Consider the following 16,980-nt stretch of genomic DNA (forward strand, 5'->3'; position numbering starts at 1 on the left):
CTCTACGGGTTCCACTTATGCTATTTCTTCCCTCTCGCTATTTTTATATTGCCGCTGTCGTAAATAACAATACAAATAGGACAGCATCATAAATATGAAACTAATGCCTAATAAAATGAGTGATGATTGGAGGAACACCGACCAATCTCCCAGGGCAATGACTGAACGGAAACCTAAAACCGCATAGGTCATTGGCAAAAACGGATGCAGCATTTGTAACGGTTCAGGTACAAGTTCAATTGGAAAGGTCCCGGCACTAGCTCCTAACTGTAAGATTAACAAGATAATAGCAATGAAACGGCCTGGGTCTCCCAACCAAGTGATTAAAGTGTGGACAATCGTCATAAAGGTGAAGCTCGTAAGCAAGGTGAATACTACAAACCGCCATATACTTTCTACTTCAAGACCAATTCCAAATAACATAGTTAAAATGATAATAAGGGCTTGAGCCGCCCCAATCGATATAATAAAGCCAAGCTTGCCGCTAAACCAGTTTAACGCACTGGACGGAGCGCCTAACGGGTCCCTGAAAGGAAAGACAATGGATAATGTCAATGCTCCTACATAAAGGCCTAATGACAAAAAGTAAGGAGTTAACCCGAACCCATAATTTGGAATTTCTTGCTCTTTCATTTCGCTTGATTCAACAGGTGCTGCTATTTTCTTTTCAACTTCTTCACCTCGTTCTAAATCAGCTAGTGCTTGTTTTCCTTCTGTTAATCCCTCTTCCAATTCACGACTACCGTGTGAAAGTTCAAGTAATCCTTCTTCTAACTCGACACTACCTTCATGGATATCATTTGCTCCGCTGACAAGGTCATTTCCTGCATCTTCTATGCTGTTCCATGCGTCATGAAGCTCAAGCACCCCGCTCTGCAAATCCTGATGCCCTTGATGAAGCTGCAAAGCAACACTTTGCAGACGCGTAGCGTATTCAGGAAGCTGCTCGCTTTGGTTTACTACTTCACGTCCGGTCGTTTGTAGCGTCTGTAGTTGATGGGTCCCTTCTATTACTTGAGGGTGATACTTCCCAAATAAATAGTCCAATTCATTTTTTGCTGCTTCTTCTCTCTTTTGTATTGTAGTTTGGAGTTGCTCTTTTTCAGCTGCAAGCTCACGTTCTACTTCCTCCTTCACAGCCTGCAAATAAGTAGAAGCATGATCTGCTCGTGTCGTCACTAGTTCTTGCCTTTGTGTACTTTCAATATCATTACCTTTGGGAGTAGCGTTGCTATTCGTATTTTGTTCTACGTTCGCCTTTTTCCACATGGTGGATGAGAAGCTTTCTTCCAAAGAGACCAACTGCTCCTGTTGTTGATGATAAAGCTCCTCCAGAGCGGTGAAATCCAGCTCATGAGTACTCTGGTCTGCCACAGTTTCATCAGGTACAGCCGCGAGAGCATTCATTTGCTCTTGAAACTCCATTAATGTTTCTACTTGCTCATTTGTATCAATGTGCGGTTCTACGTTTCTATGGTCCTCTGGCATAGCAGGCAGTTCAACGTCCTGAATTCTCGTATAGTGCTCCTCCCACGCTTCTTTACTTCCCCCGTCTGTTGCTCTTTCTTCCTCAGTCAACCTTTTCCTTTCATCTAGTTCCCCATCGATAGCTTCTAAATGATCTAGTGCTCGCTCATAAAAAGCATCAACCTTCTCAGCTTCATCTCCTTCAACATTGTCTCTTAATGCTTCTAGTTCTTGCTGAAGGGACTCTGTCTGCTGATGGATATGAGAGTCACTAGTTTCTACCTTTTCCCAGTTCGGACGTTGTTGACGAAACTTCTCGTCCCATTGATTGACCTCTTCGTTCAGCACGGCCCATTGGTGCTTTACATCATCGTGCCACTTTTTAAAATTTCCTTCAGTTCTATTTAAGCTTTCTTGGTCCCATCCCTCCAACCTTACAAGCGTAGCATCTATCCATTCGTCCGTAGAGGCAATCCAATCCTTCCATTCATTAGCAAGCGTTTCTTTATTATTGAAATTACGAAATGACTCGAGCTCTTCATGCCACTTCTCATTTAACCGTTTCAGCTCTGTTATCATTTCTTTTACTTCATTTTCATATTCTGCCACCTGATTCATTGTTTCATTGCTGCTAAGAGTTCCAGTTTTATAGTCGAGTTGTTCAGCAAACCTGCCGTCTGCCGCAGTGAGAGCTTCTTCTTCCACCGCCTTTATATAAGCATCAATTTGATCCCAGCCTTTTTCCCATCTATTCGCCAGTTTTTGTTCTTGATAAGTGATTGCACCTTTAACCTCATTCCAACGCTTCTCCTCCTCTTCATATACAGCTTTGAATTGAGATGGAAGAGCTTCCAGCTTTCTTTCCATTTGATTAGCTTGAGCCAACGCATCCTCAGCCCGGTTTTGAAAAAACGGAAGCGCTGCTTCAAGTTGAGTTGCAACTTGTTCTGAGCTTTCCACTAATCGTCCACTTCCATGTTTTAACTCATTTGCCCCTCCCAAAAGCTCGGCATTTCCTTCGCTTCCTTTACCTGCTCCTTGATATAAGGCCATAAGCTCATGTGTTAATGTATCTAAATGGCCTTCTATCTCATTAGCTCCTCTTTCTAACTCTCGTGAACCTGCGGCTACTTCCCCTGCTCCTTCCACTGCATATGCTAAATCGTTTTCACCGTCATCTAATTGCTCAAAAGCCATCGCAGCATAGGTGGATATTAGAGCCCGTTCCAGCTCCTGCTCTAATTCTGTCACTGCCTGTTCCCCTACTTGTGCCGCTACAAAATTATAGCCTGGCTGCAAGCTGTAGGTTAACTTTGCTTTTTCAGGGTCAGTAGTCAGGACTTCCGTTGCTTGTTCGCTAAATTCTTCTTCAATAAAAACAGCAAAATAAAAAGAGTGGTCCTCTAATCCTTCTTCTGCTTGCGCTCGATCAACACTCTGCCAATCAAAGGTATCCTCTTTCTCTAATTCTTGGATAAGTTCATTACCAACCTGTATGCTCTCTTCATTGATGTTTATCCCTTCATCTTCATTTACAACCGCTACTGGTAAATTCTCAGTTTGGGCATACGGGTCCCAAAACGCCCATAACAATAACGCCCCATATAAGAAAGGAATGAGACAAACACCTATTACAGGAACGAGCAATTTACGATTCTTTACTGTTTCTCTCCATTCACGAATAACCCCTTGAAACATATTATTTTCTCCCTTTTATATTTGTCATTGACTTATTGACCAAATAAGTTTTTTGGTCAAAATCTCTTAAAAAAGAAGTTCGGCTTCAACCGAACAATTGGTTACTTTTTTAAACCATCTAACATATACAGGCGAAAAGAAGCTGCAATTTCATCTCGCGATAATGGTTCTCTACGTTCTTCCCAATCAGAAACGAGTGCCGTATACATTTTAAACATGATAAAAGCTGTTAATTTCGTGTCGCATGGTTTAATTAGATTTTGTTCAAGCAACCGCTCTACCCGCTTTTGTATTAACGAGACGGTTTGTTCTTCTAAAAACGAAAGACCTTCTTCTGCTTTTTTAGTACCTACCTCTTTTACTTCTTGAACTAATTTTAAAATCAGGTGGTGATCATTTCGAAATTGAAGCATCTCAAATAATACATTTTGTAAATTTTCCTCTGGAGAAAGTCCAGGAATGGTTGCTTTTTCAGCCACGCGGTCCATCTCTTCTATCATTTGTTGCAAAATAAACATAAAAAGTTCTTCTTTGTTCTTGAATTCATTATAAACGCTTCCTTTTGAAACATCAGCCCGTTTGGCAATTTGGTCCATTGTAGTGCCTTTATATCCAAAGGCATCAAAGGAAGTCCGGGCAGCGTTCACAATCATGCGAAATCGCTCAGGATCAATGGCCTGTGTCTTCATAGCAGCCACCCCTCTTGGGAAAATAAAATGACTATAATTAAATTATAGTCAAAAAGGCACTCAATTTCTAGCGGCAATTATTTTTTCTTTATAGAAGTGTTAACTGTACTAGATAGGTTCCATAATAAAAAGGGCTAACGAAAGCTCTTCTTGGCCTAATTACACGCTAGAACGTTACTCTGAAGATTATTCTTCTGATATGTTTAGTTGGGGGTGGAATACAATGATAGCAAATAAAAAGAAACTAAGCGCTAGTACACTCCCACCGACAATATAAAAAATTAGATAGACAACATCTGGAATCCCACCTGGCTGAAAATAATGGAGGTACATACCTAGAGTTAATCCAATTGACCCCAAGGCCCCGGTCCAGGCTTGTGAATTTGCAAGTTTAGAAGATTTCGGTATTGAAAAGACTTTATAAAACACGGCAAAGGCAAATAAAGATAGCCAGCCGACAACGAGAATATGAGCATGAATGGGTGAAAGGGAAGGTGAACCAGCTCCAGCCATATGTGAACCCATAATCACACCTATTACAGCAAACACTGCAGAAAACTTTAATAGTAAGCGAGTTCTATCCATTAACGACACTCCTCATTCCAACATCGTAAATATTAATAAACCGAAAATATTATTGCACACTTAACCTAGGAGTTCAATTTTTAACTCTTTTTATCATTACGTTAACCTCGTTCGATATTTAGTTGACAATGTATCTTTATTTTTCTATGATAAATAAAGATATAATAGGAGGTGATGACTTGCGTTTACGTCCTCTTGAGATGATGCTTGCAGCAACTTTCGCTGCTCTAATGGCAGTTGGCGGCAATATTACGATGATTGCTCCTTTTCTTGTCGTGGGAGATGTACCCATTACATTTCAACCTTTTGTAGCCATATTGGCAGGAGCTGTTCTAGGAAGTCGACTAGGAGCATTATCAATGGTCATTTATGCTCTTGTAGGCCTTACAGGAGTTCCTGTGTTTGCCCAATTTAGTGGTGGGCTTGGCTCTATTGTTTCACCGACCTTCGGCTTTATTATTTCTTTTATAATTATGGCGTACGTAGTCGGAAAGATCATTGAATTACGGCCTGGACCCTCATATGGCACGTATCTTTTGGCTGCATTTTCTGGCTTAGCCATAAACTACTTAGTCGGAACAAATTTGATGTACTTTTCTTATATGTTTGTTGCCGAAGCCCCTGAAGGATTCTCTTATCCTTATGTATGGATTATAATGGCTGCCCCTTTTGTAAAAGATGTAGTCTTTACAGCACTGGCTGCCTCTACTGCCCCAAAACTTGCCCGTATGGTGAAACAACCGAATCATCGAACGGGTTCTTCGCAGCCCAAAGCATCATAACAAATTAATTATTTTAGTTTTAGGCTCTTTGTTGAAATGTGAAAACGTAGCGCATGCGGCGATTTCTACGTGACAGAAGGGGCCTATCCGCGGTAAACATCTGCCAAATGCACAGCATAAACCAACAATGTTGTTTCACAGAGCCTTGTTTTAAAACAAAAACGCCGGTTCCCCGGCGTTTTTGTATGTGTTTAGCTCATTTCTTCAATTTCTTCTTCAAGCATATCAAGAATCATGCCCGCGTCATCGCCTTCTTCTTCACGGAAGAATTCACGTACAGGCTCTGCCAACTCGCGGAATTCATCGCGTTCTTCCTCAGAAAGCTCAATGACTTCTGTTGGGTATTCCTCGTTCTCTTCAATTTCTTCTAAGTGCGATTCGTTCAATTCTTCCTGAAGTTCAAAGGCGACATCCTGCATTTCTTCAACAGTTTCTTCAATCATCTCTTGCAGATCTTCATCCAAGCTATCAAACCAATCATTGTTCACTGAGGTAGTAGCTACATAATTGTTATGATCTGAAATAATCAAATAATCTTGTACCTCGTGGAACGAAGCATCCTCAATGAAGAAAATTGGGTTTTCTTGACCTTCAACTTGCCCTTGCTCTAGACCTGTATAAAGATCACCCCAACTCATTGGTGTAGGATTAGCACCATATGCTTCATAAGACTCTAACATAAGTGGAGATTCCTGGGTACGCATCAAAAATCCGTCAAAATCGTCTGGTGAAGTGAGTTCTGTATTGGAAGTCCAGGCCATAGCACCTTCAGTCCAGAAAGAAAGAGGTGTAAATCCTTGCTCTTCATAATTGGAACGAAGGTGTTCGTTAATTGCTTCACTTTCTGTCAAAATTTCTTGTACGGTCTCTTGATCATTTGGGAAAAGATAATGCAAAGAGAACACTTGTGCTTCGGGTACAATTGGACCTGTAAAACCGGGAGATACAATGCCCATCTCGACTTGACCGGTTTGAAGCTGTTCAAGCTGGTCTACTTCATCCCCTAAGCCGCCAAATTCGTGAACATTAACTTCAATGCTTCCCTCTGATTTTTCTTCAAGCCGTTCAGCAAATTCAAGACCATATTCATGCTGAACTTGTCCTGGCGTCTCTTCAGTAATAAAATCCCATTCATGCTCTACTTCAGCACCGTCATCTCCATTATCACCGTCATCATCACCAGCTTCTTCATCGCCATTACCTCCACATGCTGTTAAAGCAGCTGCTGCGAACACGGCCGTGCTGGCACCAAATAATGATTTTTTCCACTTCTTCATGAATTGTTACCCCCTATTTTATAATGCACAAATAATCTATTTCCAACTTTTCTAAAACGGCAAGTACCGATAGAAAAGGGAAATCTCTTCAAAAACAATTACAAGAATTGATACAATCACCATGATAATAATGAATGGCGGTGTACCACGAATAACGTCTAGATACGAGCGGTTAAATACTGCACTAGCAGTAAATATATCCACACCAAATGGTGGTGTAGCAGAACCAAGAGCTGCCTGGAAGACAACAACTACCCCCATATGAATTGGATCTACACCTGCCTGCTCAGCTACAGGCACAAAGATTGGTGTTAAAATCATAATCACGACAATTGGGTCAACAAACATGCAGCCAATAAAGAAGAAAATGGCAACCATAAATAAGACATACAGGGCAGTTGGGTCACCGCCAAAGAAAGTATCTACGATCATTTGCGGCAAGCCAGCTACATTGATTGCCCAAGCAAATGCCTGACCAGATGCAACTAAAATAAAAACAGCTGATGTAACCAGCCCTGTCGATAGGGCAATACTCGGAATACGGAATATAGACATCGAACGAAAAATAAGTAATTCCAAAATTAAAGCATACAATACGGAAATCCCTGCAGCTTCAATTGGCGTGAATACTCCTCCGTATATTCCACCTACGATAATTACTGGAAACCCGAGTGGAAAAAGAGCTTTCCAAGTAATATTTAATCGATTCTTCCACAGCACTTTATCGGCTAACGGTATATCAAAAACGCGAGCATGTATGTACGCATATCCCGCAAAACAGAGAAATACAAGCACACCCGGACCAATGCCGGCTAAAAACAACTGACCGACTGAAGCATTTGCAAATAAGGCATAAATAATGAAACCGATACTTGGTGGAATAAGCAAAGCGACATCACTGGCATTTATAATGAGAGCCAGGGCGGTTGAGTCTTTATACCCGACGCGAAGCAGCCGCTCCCGCATCGGCTTACCAATTGCCACAACCGTAGCCTGTGTCGAACCTGAGATTGAACCGAATAATGTACAAGCAGCCGCCGTTGTAATGGCATAACCGCCTCTTAAATGTCCAACGAATGCTCCTACAAAATCGAGCAAACGCTCAGATGTTCTTCCTGAAGTCATAATATCCGCTGCGAAGATAAAAAGCGGGACAGCAAATAAGACCTCTGATGAAATTCCCCCGATCATTTGCTGGGTCATAATGTAAGGATCTTGCGGCAAGAAAAAAATAGCGAGCACAAGAGGGCCTAATACGAGAGGAATCATCATTGGAAACCCTAGTAAAAGAAAGATCACCATAACCAATACGAGTGTTGTAACCATAGGCGACTATCCTCTCTAATTAAATTTTTGGCATTTCTTCTTCCAATTCACCGCGCTGACGGTCCTTTTGTTCCGTCGCAATATATACATCTTTATTTACTAAGTTCACAATCATATTTCTGATAAACTGCAGTCCACCTAAAAATAAGCCGACCGGAACCGGGGCAACCACCCACCAATAAGGCATTCGGAGCGCCGTCGTTGTACGGCCTGTTTCATATTGGGACACAACATATTCTATTGAATAGTACGTTAATACAAAAAGCACAAGCGCTGTGCCAAAGGGAATTAAAATAGCAAGAGTTTTCCTAATCGGGTAGGGAGCAATATCAAAAAAAGCTGACATCGTTAAATGCCTTCCTTGCCTTGCCACATAACTGACCCCCATAAAAGTGGCAAAGTATACACACCACAGAGCAATTTCACTCGAAAACGCCCAACTCGTCCCTAATAAATAACGACTGAGCGCGTTGCCAGAAACCATTATGAAAATAATGATTATTGCAAAACTTAAGATAAATTCTTCGGTACGCATTAGTAAACGATCTAAAAAACGTAAAACTTTTACGATAGAAGCCCCGATCGCTTTAATCCCATTCAATGTGAAAGCTCCTCTCTTTTTCGACAAGCAAGCTTTATTCTTGTTGCTGAAGGATAGATGTATTTTACTAAAGTCTTTATTCTAAAACAAATCTTCTTAAACCTTCTCTAGGACGATATCACCTTCTATGACTAGTTCTTAACTCATTAGTTCCATGAGAAGCTAACAATCCATGGACCTTCAAGCTACAACACCAATTTTCAATAGTGAAAATATTTTATAAAAAACATATTACACCATTAGCCCTTATTACATATAAGGTTATAAGCCCTTTATGTATATATTCAACAAATTCAGTACGAATTCCTTTTTTTAGGACGAAACTCTTGAATTTTCTTATCATCAGGTGCATAGCTAGTTTAATTTTACTTGTGATATAATAAGTTTACTTAAGGCAACTTAAACTATAGTAAATATGCAGCAACTAGGTCTCCTTTATTTATAATTTGCATACAGAAAGGACGTCCGCTCTGGCATGGAATTGCTTCATAACTTTCCTTTAATCATTGCTTTTTCGGCAATACTTATTGCTCAAGGTGTTAAAGTTCCACTGGTCTTTATTGCTGAGAAGAAATGGGATTTAACGCTTGTCACGAGTACCGGAGGGATGCCGAGCTCTCATTCTGCAGCTGTGACAGCTTTGGCAACGGCTATTGGGCTGGAACAAGGATTTGACTCCCCCTTATTTGCCATTTCCACTATTTTTGCAACGATTGTCATGTTTGATGCTACTGGAGTCAGGCGTCACGCTGGCTATCACGCAACAGTAATTAATCAGCTCGTAGAAGATCTTAATAAAATGGTCGAAGAAGTAAAATCATGGCCTTCAAAAGAAGAAAGGGAAAAGCGAGAAGAATTAAAAGAATTGTTAGGACACCAACCAATCGAAGTATTTTTTGGAGCCCTTTTAGGGATCGCCTTGGCTTGGTCTGCTCACGCATTGCTCATTGTGTAATTCACTTTGCTGGAAGGGGGATAAATGTGCGCCTCATATCACTTTGCCCAAGTAATACCGAACTCATTGCTTATTTAAATTTGACTAATTCCCTCGTGGCAGTCGATGATTTCTCTGACTGGCCTGAAGAAGTTAATGAACTACCTAGGTTGGGTCCTGATTTGTCGATTGATATGGATAAGGTTGAAGCATTTCAACCTGACCTCGTACTCGCTTCGCTCAGTGTGCCGGGTATGGAAAAAAATATAGAAGAACTTGAAAGGAGAGGGCTTTCTTTTATTACTTTTAACCCTCAAAGCCTAGAAGACATTCAGGAGAATTTAAAAAAGCTCGGTTCAATTACTAACCGAGAAGACCGTGCCAATGAAGTTGTACATTCATTTCAAACGATGGTAACAGCGTATGAAAAACTAGCCCAACGTGTAGAACCGGTCTCCCTTTATTGGGAATGGTGGCCAAAACCCGTGTTTACGCCAGGGGGGCCAAATTGGCTCACAAAAATCAGCCAGCTTGCCGGCGGCTATAATATATTTCAGCACGAGCAAAAGGCAAGTATTAAAACAGATTGGGATACCATACGAGATAAGAACCCAGATCATGTTTGTTTAGCTTGGGTCGGGGTACGCACAGAACAAGTCAAACCGAAAGTGCTGTATAAACGGCCTGGCTGGTCTGAGCTTGAAGCATTAAATAAGAATCTCGTTCATATTCTCGAAGAACCACTCTATTGCAGACCTTCCCCACGACTGATGTTAGGATTAAAAAAACTGGCTTACCTCCTCCATCCCACCATTTACCCAAAGAATGATGATACCGATCCTCTTCTGTAGGACTTTAACCGACGGCATCATACCTTTCATTTAACTGCTCAACTTTCTCTTCATCCAAGGTGCCGTCCCCTTCTTCTATGACGTAGACTTCCACCTCCTGTTTGCCCCACTGATCAAAAACATCATCTACAGTTTCATAATACAAATCGATGATATCGCCCTCAATGGCAGAACCAGTATCGGCCACTACAGCAAAGCCGTAATCAGGGACAAATAATATAGTCCCAATCGGAAATACTTCGGGGTCAGCAGCAATAGTCGAATAGACATCACGTTGAACCGGGACGCCGGAATACGTAATACCATAGCCAGGATCGCCCTCTTTTTTTCCCGTAGATTCAACTCCTGCAGTGTATCCGGTTGCTTCCACTTGCTTTGAAGGGTAATCGGAAATGCCTAACGAAGGGTCAAGTTGACCTTGTTGGTCTGTTAAAGACCCCATAGCTTGTACTGGCCAATTTTTCTCTTCGGGTTCTCTTTTAATTTCAGCCACCTCTTCAGATACATATGACGATTGCTCACTCATTTGATCATAAACATAATCTCGCAATTCAGGTATCCCCACACCCGTTAAAGCATGCCATGTACTAAATAAAGCAATTGTAAACAAAAACGTCATAATTGCACGCTTGGATGCATGGTTCATGTATGTCACCCTCTATATAAATTCTTAGTTAGAGGATGCCCCATCCGTACGGTTTCCATTCAATATTCAACTGTGGACAATGAATTTTACAATGAAGCCCTTCTCTCATAAAAAAACCTTAGTGAAGTAACAATCACTAAGGTTAAAACATTTGGTACCCTCGTACCCTAAGCATACGAATGGCTATCCCAGCCAGAACAGTCCCGACCAATCCGCTGCTTAATATCAATATATCTGCCAAATATAAAGCTCTTAGATCACTCATCAATGCGGTTATAGAGGCTACTGGTGCTGTGAAATATTCCAGAAAGTTGATGCTGTCAACAATCCACACCACAATTAGAGGATAGATGATAGCCATGATCCAGGTGGAACGCAGTAACATATTTAACAAAAATCCAATACCAAAAAAAAGTATTAGAAATAAAATCATTGATATAATCAACTGAGGTAAACTCTCAATCATTCGTCCAACACCTCCACATCACTAACAGTTTACATAACCCCCTTTCCGCCGTCAACATACGACTTTACCTTTCCAACTACCGTCAACAATCTGTCACTAAATGTGAAGAAAATATACTTAAACTTAAAATGCAGAATGTGTACTTATTATTTGATAATATACTCCTCATAAAAAACCCCTCCTTATAAAGGAGAGGCTTCGCCTTCGCCATCACAGTTAGGACATGTCTCTGTTCCGCCAAGTCTTAAGTTAAAATATCCTTGACCTTTGCAGTACGGACATTTCTTTTCTTGAGGAGTTCGTTTTAAGTTTGGAGCCACATGATCGCCTGCCCTTTCATTTAATTGAATGTTCTGATAATAATAGCATCCTATTTTAATCTGATAAAGCGGTCAATTATGGTCTAACCCTCAGTGTAAGCGCATTCATAAATCATTATCTGCTACATTCTTTTGTTTTTTTATCTTTCCTGCTTCAACCATAAAAGGCTGCCAGGATATAGGATTGACCCACCCTGGCAGCCATGACTATTCAAACTTAAAATGGATTTTTCCCTTTTTTCATAACTAGGCCGGGTCCACCCAAGATCCACAAATAGCGATTGTCGATCATTTTTTTCATGAAGTTTGCTGACGTACCAAATAATTTTTTATTACCTACAATACCAATAGCTTCTTTTCCACCAAGAGAAGCTACCGTTCCTTTAATGTCCGGAGTGAACTCTTCCAAGTCTCCACCTTTAATAAGAGCTCTTAAATTCTTTGCACAAGTAACTGCCTGCTGCATGGCAATTTGAGCTGTTGGAGGATACGGGCGATCTGCTTCTTCATTTATAACTAAGGAACAATCACCAATAATGAAAACATCTTCATGATCTGGGGCGCGCAGGTCTTTGTCTACTTTTACACGAGCACGATTTGATTCAAAGCCAGCTTCTTCAATAATTGGATTGCCACGTACGCCAGTAGCCCATACGACTGTATTAGTATTAATTTCCGTGCCATCTTTTAACGTAACGCCATGTTCGTGAACTTCGCTGATTGGCATGTTGATTTTAAATTCAACACCGCGATTTTCCAATAAGTTCATCGCGTATTCTACAAGTTCAGGATCAAAACCAGGCAAAGCTGTCGGCGCCGCTTCAATGACATACATTTTGATTTTTTCACGAGGTACGTCATATTTTTCACAAAGCTTAGGAACTCGCTCCGTTAACTCACCGATAAATTCCATCCCTGTGAAACCAGCACCTGCAACCACAAATGTCAAATCACCATTGCGCATATCTTCATTGTTATGATATCTGGAGAATTGGTATTCAATGTGGTCTTTAATCTCTCTGGCACCATTAACTGTCCACTTATGGTAAGCGTATTCATATACTCCCGGTACGCCAAATGTTTCAGCCTGAGCTCCAAGCGCTACTACGAGGTAATCATAATCGACAGACCCTTTGTTCTCAAGTTCTACTTGCTTGTCTTCTCGATTAATGCTTACAACAGAGTCTTCAATAAAGTTTATTTTTGACGTATCAAGCACATCGGAAATTTTCATTCGCGTTTTATCTGGTTCCATGGTCCCAGCCGCTGGCTCATGAAGCCATGTAGTTTGATAATGGTAGTCATGCTTGTTAACCAGGGTTACATTTACCTCATTATGTCCCAATTCTTTAGTCAGTTGGTTAGCGGTTACCATGCCGCCATACCCAGCACCAAGAATTAGGATGGTTGGCTTTCGTTCCAAATCCATCACATCCAATTTTAAAATTTCCGTGCAACTACCGACGAACAACTGTTCAAATGGAAAACAACCGCATCTTTGTGATTGTTTTCACGTAACTCTCCACACTTCACGTTCATATTCTCATCACAAATCACATCTAATATAATAGAAAAAAAAACGCTACATTTCAACAGTTTTTTTACTTTTTAACCGTTTTTAATCAATTTAGTTCTAGTTAAAGGTTGGTGTTGAAAGGTTAAAAACGTAACCTGGGCGGTTCGAAGTCCTCACAGCAAATCGAGAAGGCTGGGTGACGATCCAGCCGCAGAAAGCGTTCAATTAACAAGGACATGTAACCGTACCATCATGTTAAGGTTTGGATTTCCAGCTTAGTTGGTATTTGCTTACTATCACCTTTATTCCATTTACTATAATTTATAATGCTAATAGTAACTATTCCCCTGAATAAAATCCTTTATTTGGAGGGGATTGACTTTTTCTCCTCTGAAGCTTAAACCTTTCAATGACTATCTAAATTGATTATAATGGGGTACGGATGATATTTCTTTTGGTTTCAGTGGAGGTGCAACCATGCAAGAAGATAAAAATCTTTATGATATTACCATTATAGGCGGAGGGCCTACCGGATTATTCACCGCCTTTTATGGAGGAATGCGGCAAGCAAGCGTCAAAATTATAGAAAGCATGCCACAACTCGGGGGCCAACTTTCCGCATTGTACCCTGAAAAATATATTTATGATGTAGCTGGATTTCCAAAAGTACGTGCTCAAGAACTAGTAGATAATTTAGTAGAGCAAATGAACCCATTTAACCCAGAAGTAGTATTAGAACAGGCAGTAGAAGACGTAGAAAAACTTGAGGATGAATCCTTTAAAATCACAACAAATTCAGGCATTCATTATTCTAGAACGATTGTCATTACAGCGGGCGTCGGTGCCTTTCAGCCTCGCCGTTTGAAACTAGATGAAGCAGAACAGTATGAAGGAAACAATTTACATTATTTTGTTCAAGACTTAAAACAATTTGAAGGCCAAAATGTGCTTATTTGCGGTGGTGGTGATTCGGCCGTAGACTGGTCCTTAATGTTAGAAGATAAAGCAAATGTAACCTTATCCCACCGCCGGGATAAATTCCGTGCCCATGAACACAGCGTGGAACAGTTAAAAAATTCAAACGCCAACATTTTAACCCCTTATGAGATTTCTGAACTGATTGGAGATGGCACTAACATTTCTCAAGTCGTTCTAAAAGAAACAAAAGGAGAAGGGACTAAAACCGTGGATGTAGACAGCATAATCGTCAACTACGGGTTCATGACTTCTCTTGGCCCGATTAAAGAATGGGGCTTCGATATTGAACGAAATTCCATCCTTGTAAATAGCAAAATGGAAACATCCATTAAGGGGATTTATGCAGCTGGAGATATTACAACCTATGATGGCAAGGTGAAATTAATTGCTTCAGGGTTTGGAGAAGCTCCGACAGCTGTTAACAATGCAAAAGCGTACATGGACCCTGATGCTAAACTGCAGCCAGGCCATAGTTCCCACATGTTTTAACAGCAAAGTTGCGGAATACGGTGCTGCATCGTTTCCGCTCCCTTAAGTCCAGGTGAAATAAGGGAGCACGCTCGGACGGTGATCAGCTCACTTTACGGTCCTCTGTTCCGCTATGTACAAGGAATTGTCGGATCGTTAAGTGAAATTGCGGAACTCATGGCCCCTACATTTTCTGCCGGCCATCGTCCTTCAAAAGTTGAGGAAAAATCCACCATACATTTATACCTTCCAGAAGCTTGTAAAGTACAGGCTTCTTTTTTTAATGGGAGACTCTCCTGCCTACTTCAAACGAACAGTCTAAATTGATAGTACTTAAAGTTAGAGTCTTGGCCCTGGATCTCTTTTACCTACCTTAACTCTCGTTGTTTTTGTGTTCTTTCACAAGTTCTTCTACTCTTTCATACTTAACGCCTGTATAACCTGAATTTGTTGTTTCATAGTAAGTTGCCTCATAATTATTGTGAACTACATCTAAATCGTGAATAATTCGATGACTGTAAAGGAGGGCTTCATGGTCCCGCTCTTTAGTTGCGAGGCTGGCTACATCTATAAAATTTTCTAAATCATGCTGAAGGTTATCATGCCCATAATCATTAACGGTTTCTACAGCTTCTTCAATTATTTCAAACGTTTGATACATTTCACTCTCCGTCTCTTCCCAAGCTTCGCTGTCTTCCTCTAAAAATTCTTTGTGTCCTGCAAAACCGGTGATATCATTCCATATCCTATGCACATTAGCAATGGTGTCAAGCACCTCTTCATTTTCAAGTTTCTCATCTGACAGGTCTTCGACATCAACTATCACTCCTTCATCGGCTTCATTTCCATCCACCAGCCCTGAAAAGATATTTAATCCCAGCACGCTAGCAGCCAAAAGCAATATTACCGATCCACCTATTATGATACCGCCTAAAATCGCTAACCTTTTCTTCATGAGTATAAATCAACCTTTCACTTTACAACCCGCTCCGATATAAAATTCAACTAAACATTTGCCGACCCTTAATATCCATAGTTGCAAAAAACAAAAGATCCACTTGTTTCTTAAAACCAGTCGTGCCACTCACAATGTATGTAATACCTATATGATGAATCGACGATTGTTTCCTTAAAACACGTTTACCGAGCTTCTTGCTCTTCTCTTAATCTTATGCTTAAAGGCAGCTTGTAAATTCTTTGCCGATGCAAGAAATCTCCTGACAACATCGTTAATGGCGAAATGACTTCTCATACATTTTTTATAATCTCCCAATGGAGGCTCTTTTAGACCTTCTGCTTCTTTTATCACCTCTATTCATTGTTTGATCAAAAATTTAGCGTATGTCCACTGCCCCCTCCTTTTTCCTTTTTTGCTTTCATAAAAGCAAGGCAAAAACCCCCTAACGGTTAAGGGAACCGTTAGGGGGTTAAGGCTTCGCGGCTTTTCTCACATTTTTGTAAACAAAGCCGTAGGCAAAACGAAGAATCGGCGCGAAGGACTTATTTGAATGTAGGGGAATATTAGCAGTCTTCTGGTGTACCAGCGTTTGTAGCTGTCCGGAAAGAACTTCCGCAGCCGCAGGAAGCGATAGCATTTGGATTTTCAATTGTGAATCCGCCGCCCATCATGTTTTCTTTATAATCTACTTCAACACCATTTAGAACCGGCAAACTTTCTTTATCAATGACAATGTCAATGTTCCCCATTTTATATTCTTCATCATCATCGGTTACTTCAGTGTCAAAACCCATACCATATGATAACCCACTGCAGCCACCGCCTTTAACTCCGACACGGAGCTTTAGGTTTGGGTCTTCTTCATCTTCTTTCATCTTTTCAATAGCCGCCAAAGCAGCATCTGAGATCGAGATCACTTGAATACCTCCTTAAAGGTCTTTCCTTCTATCTCTTTTAGACCTGACTTACTCCAAGTGTATCGACTCTTTCACGATTCATCAACCCATTTGCATTTCATTTTGACATTCGACCGGCTGACGAGAGAGCTCATCTGCCAGCAAACGATTATGATAAGCATCAATTAATCGACTATAATGGAGCACAAGTGGGTGATTAATCCCATAAAGACTAGCTGCTTCCAACATTTTCACTCGCAGAGATTCAAGATCATGCCCTGTCTCAACGCTCGTAACCGTTGCCATTTCAACTCTCCTTTCCGTTCATTCGTTACCTGTGGAAAAGAATCTCTGAAGGGCTACTAAAGACTTCAAGGTAGTCTGTAACCTATTCTTATCTCTATTATCATTATTTTACACTAAAAGCCAGTCCATGACAAACATTTTTTTCCACAAATGGCTTGTTTTCTGCTATTTTTTTCAATTCACTTTATTAGCTTGTTCTACTTCTCTTTTATTTCC

The 16,980-nt window shown here is 40.7% G+C and carries 17 protein-coding genes; 4 read left to right on the forward strand and 13 right to left on the reverse strand.

Going from position 1 to position 16,980, the window contains the following annotated elements; genetic code table 11:
• Nucleotides 1–15: 15 nt before the first annotated feature.
• From D469_RS0102685 to D469_RS0102695, 3 genes are all read right to left on the reverse strand, one after another.
• Nucleotides 16–3,165 carry a YhgE/Pip family protein gene (locus D469_RS0102685; protein ID WP_018921822.1) on the reverse strand — a complete coding sequence of 1,050 codons (3,150 nt, stop codon included), beginning with the start codon at nt 3,163–3,165 and terminating at the stop codon, nt 16–18.
• A gap of 101 nt (nt 3,166–3,266) precedes the next feature.
• Entirely contained in the window at nt 3,267–3,854 is a 588-nt protein-coding gene (locus D469_RS0102690; protein ID WP_018921823.1) for a TetR/AcrR family transcriptional regulator, read from the reverse strand.
• Between the two features lie 186 nt (nt 3,855–4,040).
• Nucleotides 4,041–4,439 (reverse strand): hypothetical protein, encoded by a 399-nt coding sequence (locus D469_RS0102695; RefSeq protein WP_018921824.1) that lies wholly within the window; start codon nt 4,437–4,439, stop codon nt 4,041–4,043.
• 146 nt (nt 4,440–4,585) lie between these two features.
• On the opposite strand from D469_RS0102695, the gene D469_RS0102700 reads away from it, so the two are divergent.
• The gene (locus tag D469_RS0102700; protein ID WP_051081163.1) at nt 4,586–5,221 is read left to right on the forward strand and encodes a biotin transporter BioY; all 636 of its coding nucleotides are present in this window, start codon (nt 4,586–4,588) and stop codon (nt 5,219–5,221) included.
• A 191-nt stretch (nt 5,222–5,412) separates the two neighbouring features.
• On the opposite strand, the gene D469_RS0102705 is transcribed toward D469_RS0102700, so the two are convergent.
• From D469_RS0102705 to D469_RS0102715, 3 genes are read right to left on the reverse strand one after another with little or no spacing between them, the layout of a single operon-like run.
• Nucleotides 5,413–6,498: a DctP family TRAP transporter solute-binding subunit gene (locus D469_RS0102705; protein WP_018921826.1), complete on the reverse strand. Its 1,086-nt coding sequence runs from the start codon at nt 6,496–6,498 to the stop codon at nt 5,413–5,415.
• Between the two features lie 51 nt (nt 6,499–6,549).
• Nucleotides 6,550–7,824, reverse strand: coding sequence for a TRAP transporter large permease (locus tag D469_RS0102710; protein ID WP_018921827.1), 1,275 nt, complete (start codon nt 7,822–7,824; stop codon nt 6,550–6,552).
• A gap of 19 nt (nt 7,825–7,843) precedes the next feature.
• Nucleotides 7,844–8,425: a TRAP transporter small permease gene (locus tag D469_RS0102715; protein WP_018921828.1), complete on the reverse strand. Its 582-nt coding sequence runs from the start codon at nt 8,423–8,425 to the stop codon at nt 7,844–7,846.
• Nucleotides 8,426–8,900: 475 nt separating this feature from the next.
• Between D469_RS0102715 and D469_RS0102720 the strand changes: the two genes are divergently transcribed.
• Both D469_RS0102720 and D469_RS0102725 read left to right on the forward strand, forming a co-directional pair.
• Entirely contained in the window at nt 8,901–9,380 is a 480-nt protein-coding gene (locus D469_RS0102720; RefSeq protein WP_018921829.1) for a divergent PAP2 family protein, read from the forward strand.
• A gap of 26 nt (nt 9,381–9,406) precedes the next feature.
• On the forward strand, nt 9,407–10,210 hold the full coding sequence (locus D469_RS0102725) for a cobalamin-binding protein (protein WP_018921830.1): 804 nt from the start codon (nt 9,407–9,409) through the stop codon (nt 10,208–10,210).
• Nucleotides 10,211–10,214: 4 nt separating this feature from the next.
• Here D469_RS0102725 and D469_RS0102730 read toward each other — a convergent pair whose 3' ends face one another.
• The 4 genes from D469_RS0102730 to D469_RS0102745 form a co-directional block, all read right to left on the reverse strand.
• Nucleotides 10,215–10,856: a 3D domain-containing protein gene (locus tag D469_RS0102730; protein ID WP_018921831.1), complete on the reverse strand. Its 642-nt coding sequence runs from the start codon at nt 10,854–10,856 to the stop codon at nt 10,215–10,217.
• 142 nt (nt 10,857–10,998) lie between these two features.
• Nucleotides 10,999–11,322 (reverse strand): YuiB family protein, encoded by a 324-nt coding sequence (locus D469_RS0102735; RefSeq protein WP_018921832.1) that lies wholly within the window; start codon nt 11,320–11,322, stop codon nt 10,999–11,001.
• A 182-nt stretch (nt 11,323–11,504) separates the two neighbouring features.
• Nucleotides 11,505–11,642, reverse strand: a complete 138-nt coding sequence (locus D469_RS22255) for a YuiA family protein (RefSeq protein ID WP_169577106.1) — start codon at nt 11,640–11,642, stop codon at nt 11,505–11,507.
• 217 nt (nt 11,643–11,859) lie between these two features.
• Nucleotides 11,860–13,071: an NAD(P)/FAD-dependent oxidoreductase gene (locus D469_RS0102745; protein WP_040606461.1), complete on the reverse strand. Its 1,212-nt coding sequence runs from the start codon at nt 13,069–13,071 to the stop codon at nt 11,860–11,862.
• Between the two features lie 564 nt (nt 13,072–13,635).
• On the opposite strand from D469_RS0102745, the gene D469_RS0102750 reads away from it, so the two are divergent.
• A complete protein-coding gene (locus D469_RS0102750; RefSeq protein ID WP_018921834.1) occupies nt 13,636–14,625 on the forward strand; it encodes an NAD(P)/FAD-dependent oxidoreductase in 990 nt (329 codons plus the stop codon).
• 352 nt (nt 14,626–14,977) lie between these two features.
• Here D469_RS0102750 and D469_RS0102755 read toward each other — a convergent pair whose 3' ends face one another.
• The 3 genes from D469_RS0102755 to D469_RS19445 all read right to left on the reverse strand — a co-directional run bounded on the left by D469_RS0102755 (nt 14,978) and on the right by D469_RS19445 (nt 16,764).
• Entirely contained in the window at nt 14,978–15,559 is a 582-nt protein-coding gene (locus D469_RS0102755) for a hypothetical protein (RefSeq protein ID WP_156816881.1), read from the reverse strand.
• A 566-nt stretch (nt 15,560–16,125) separates the two neighbouring features.
• Nucleotides 16,126–16,479, reverse strand: coding sequence for a HesB/IscA family protein (locus D469_RS0102760; RefSeq protein ID WP_018921836.1), 354 nt, complete (start codon nt 16,477–16,479; stop codon nt 16,126–16,128).
• 81 nt (nt 16,480–16,560) lie between these two features.
• Nucleotides 16,561–16,764 (reverse strand): hypothetical protein, encoded by a 204-nt coding sequence (locus tag D469_RS19445; protein WP_018921837.1) that lies wholly within the window; start codon nt 16,762–16,764, stop codon nt 16,561–16,563.
• Nucleotides 16,765–16,980 lie beyond the last annotated feature (216 nt).

The sequence above is a fragment of the Salsuginibacillus kocurii DSM 18087 genome (assembly GCF_000377705.1).
Lineage (GTDB): Bacteria > Bacillota > Bacilli > Bacillales > Marinococcaceae > Salsuginibacillus > Salsuginibacillus kocurii.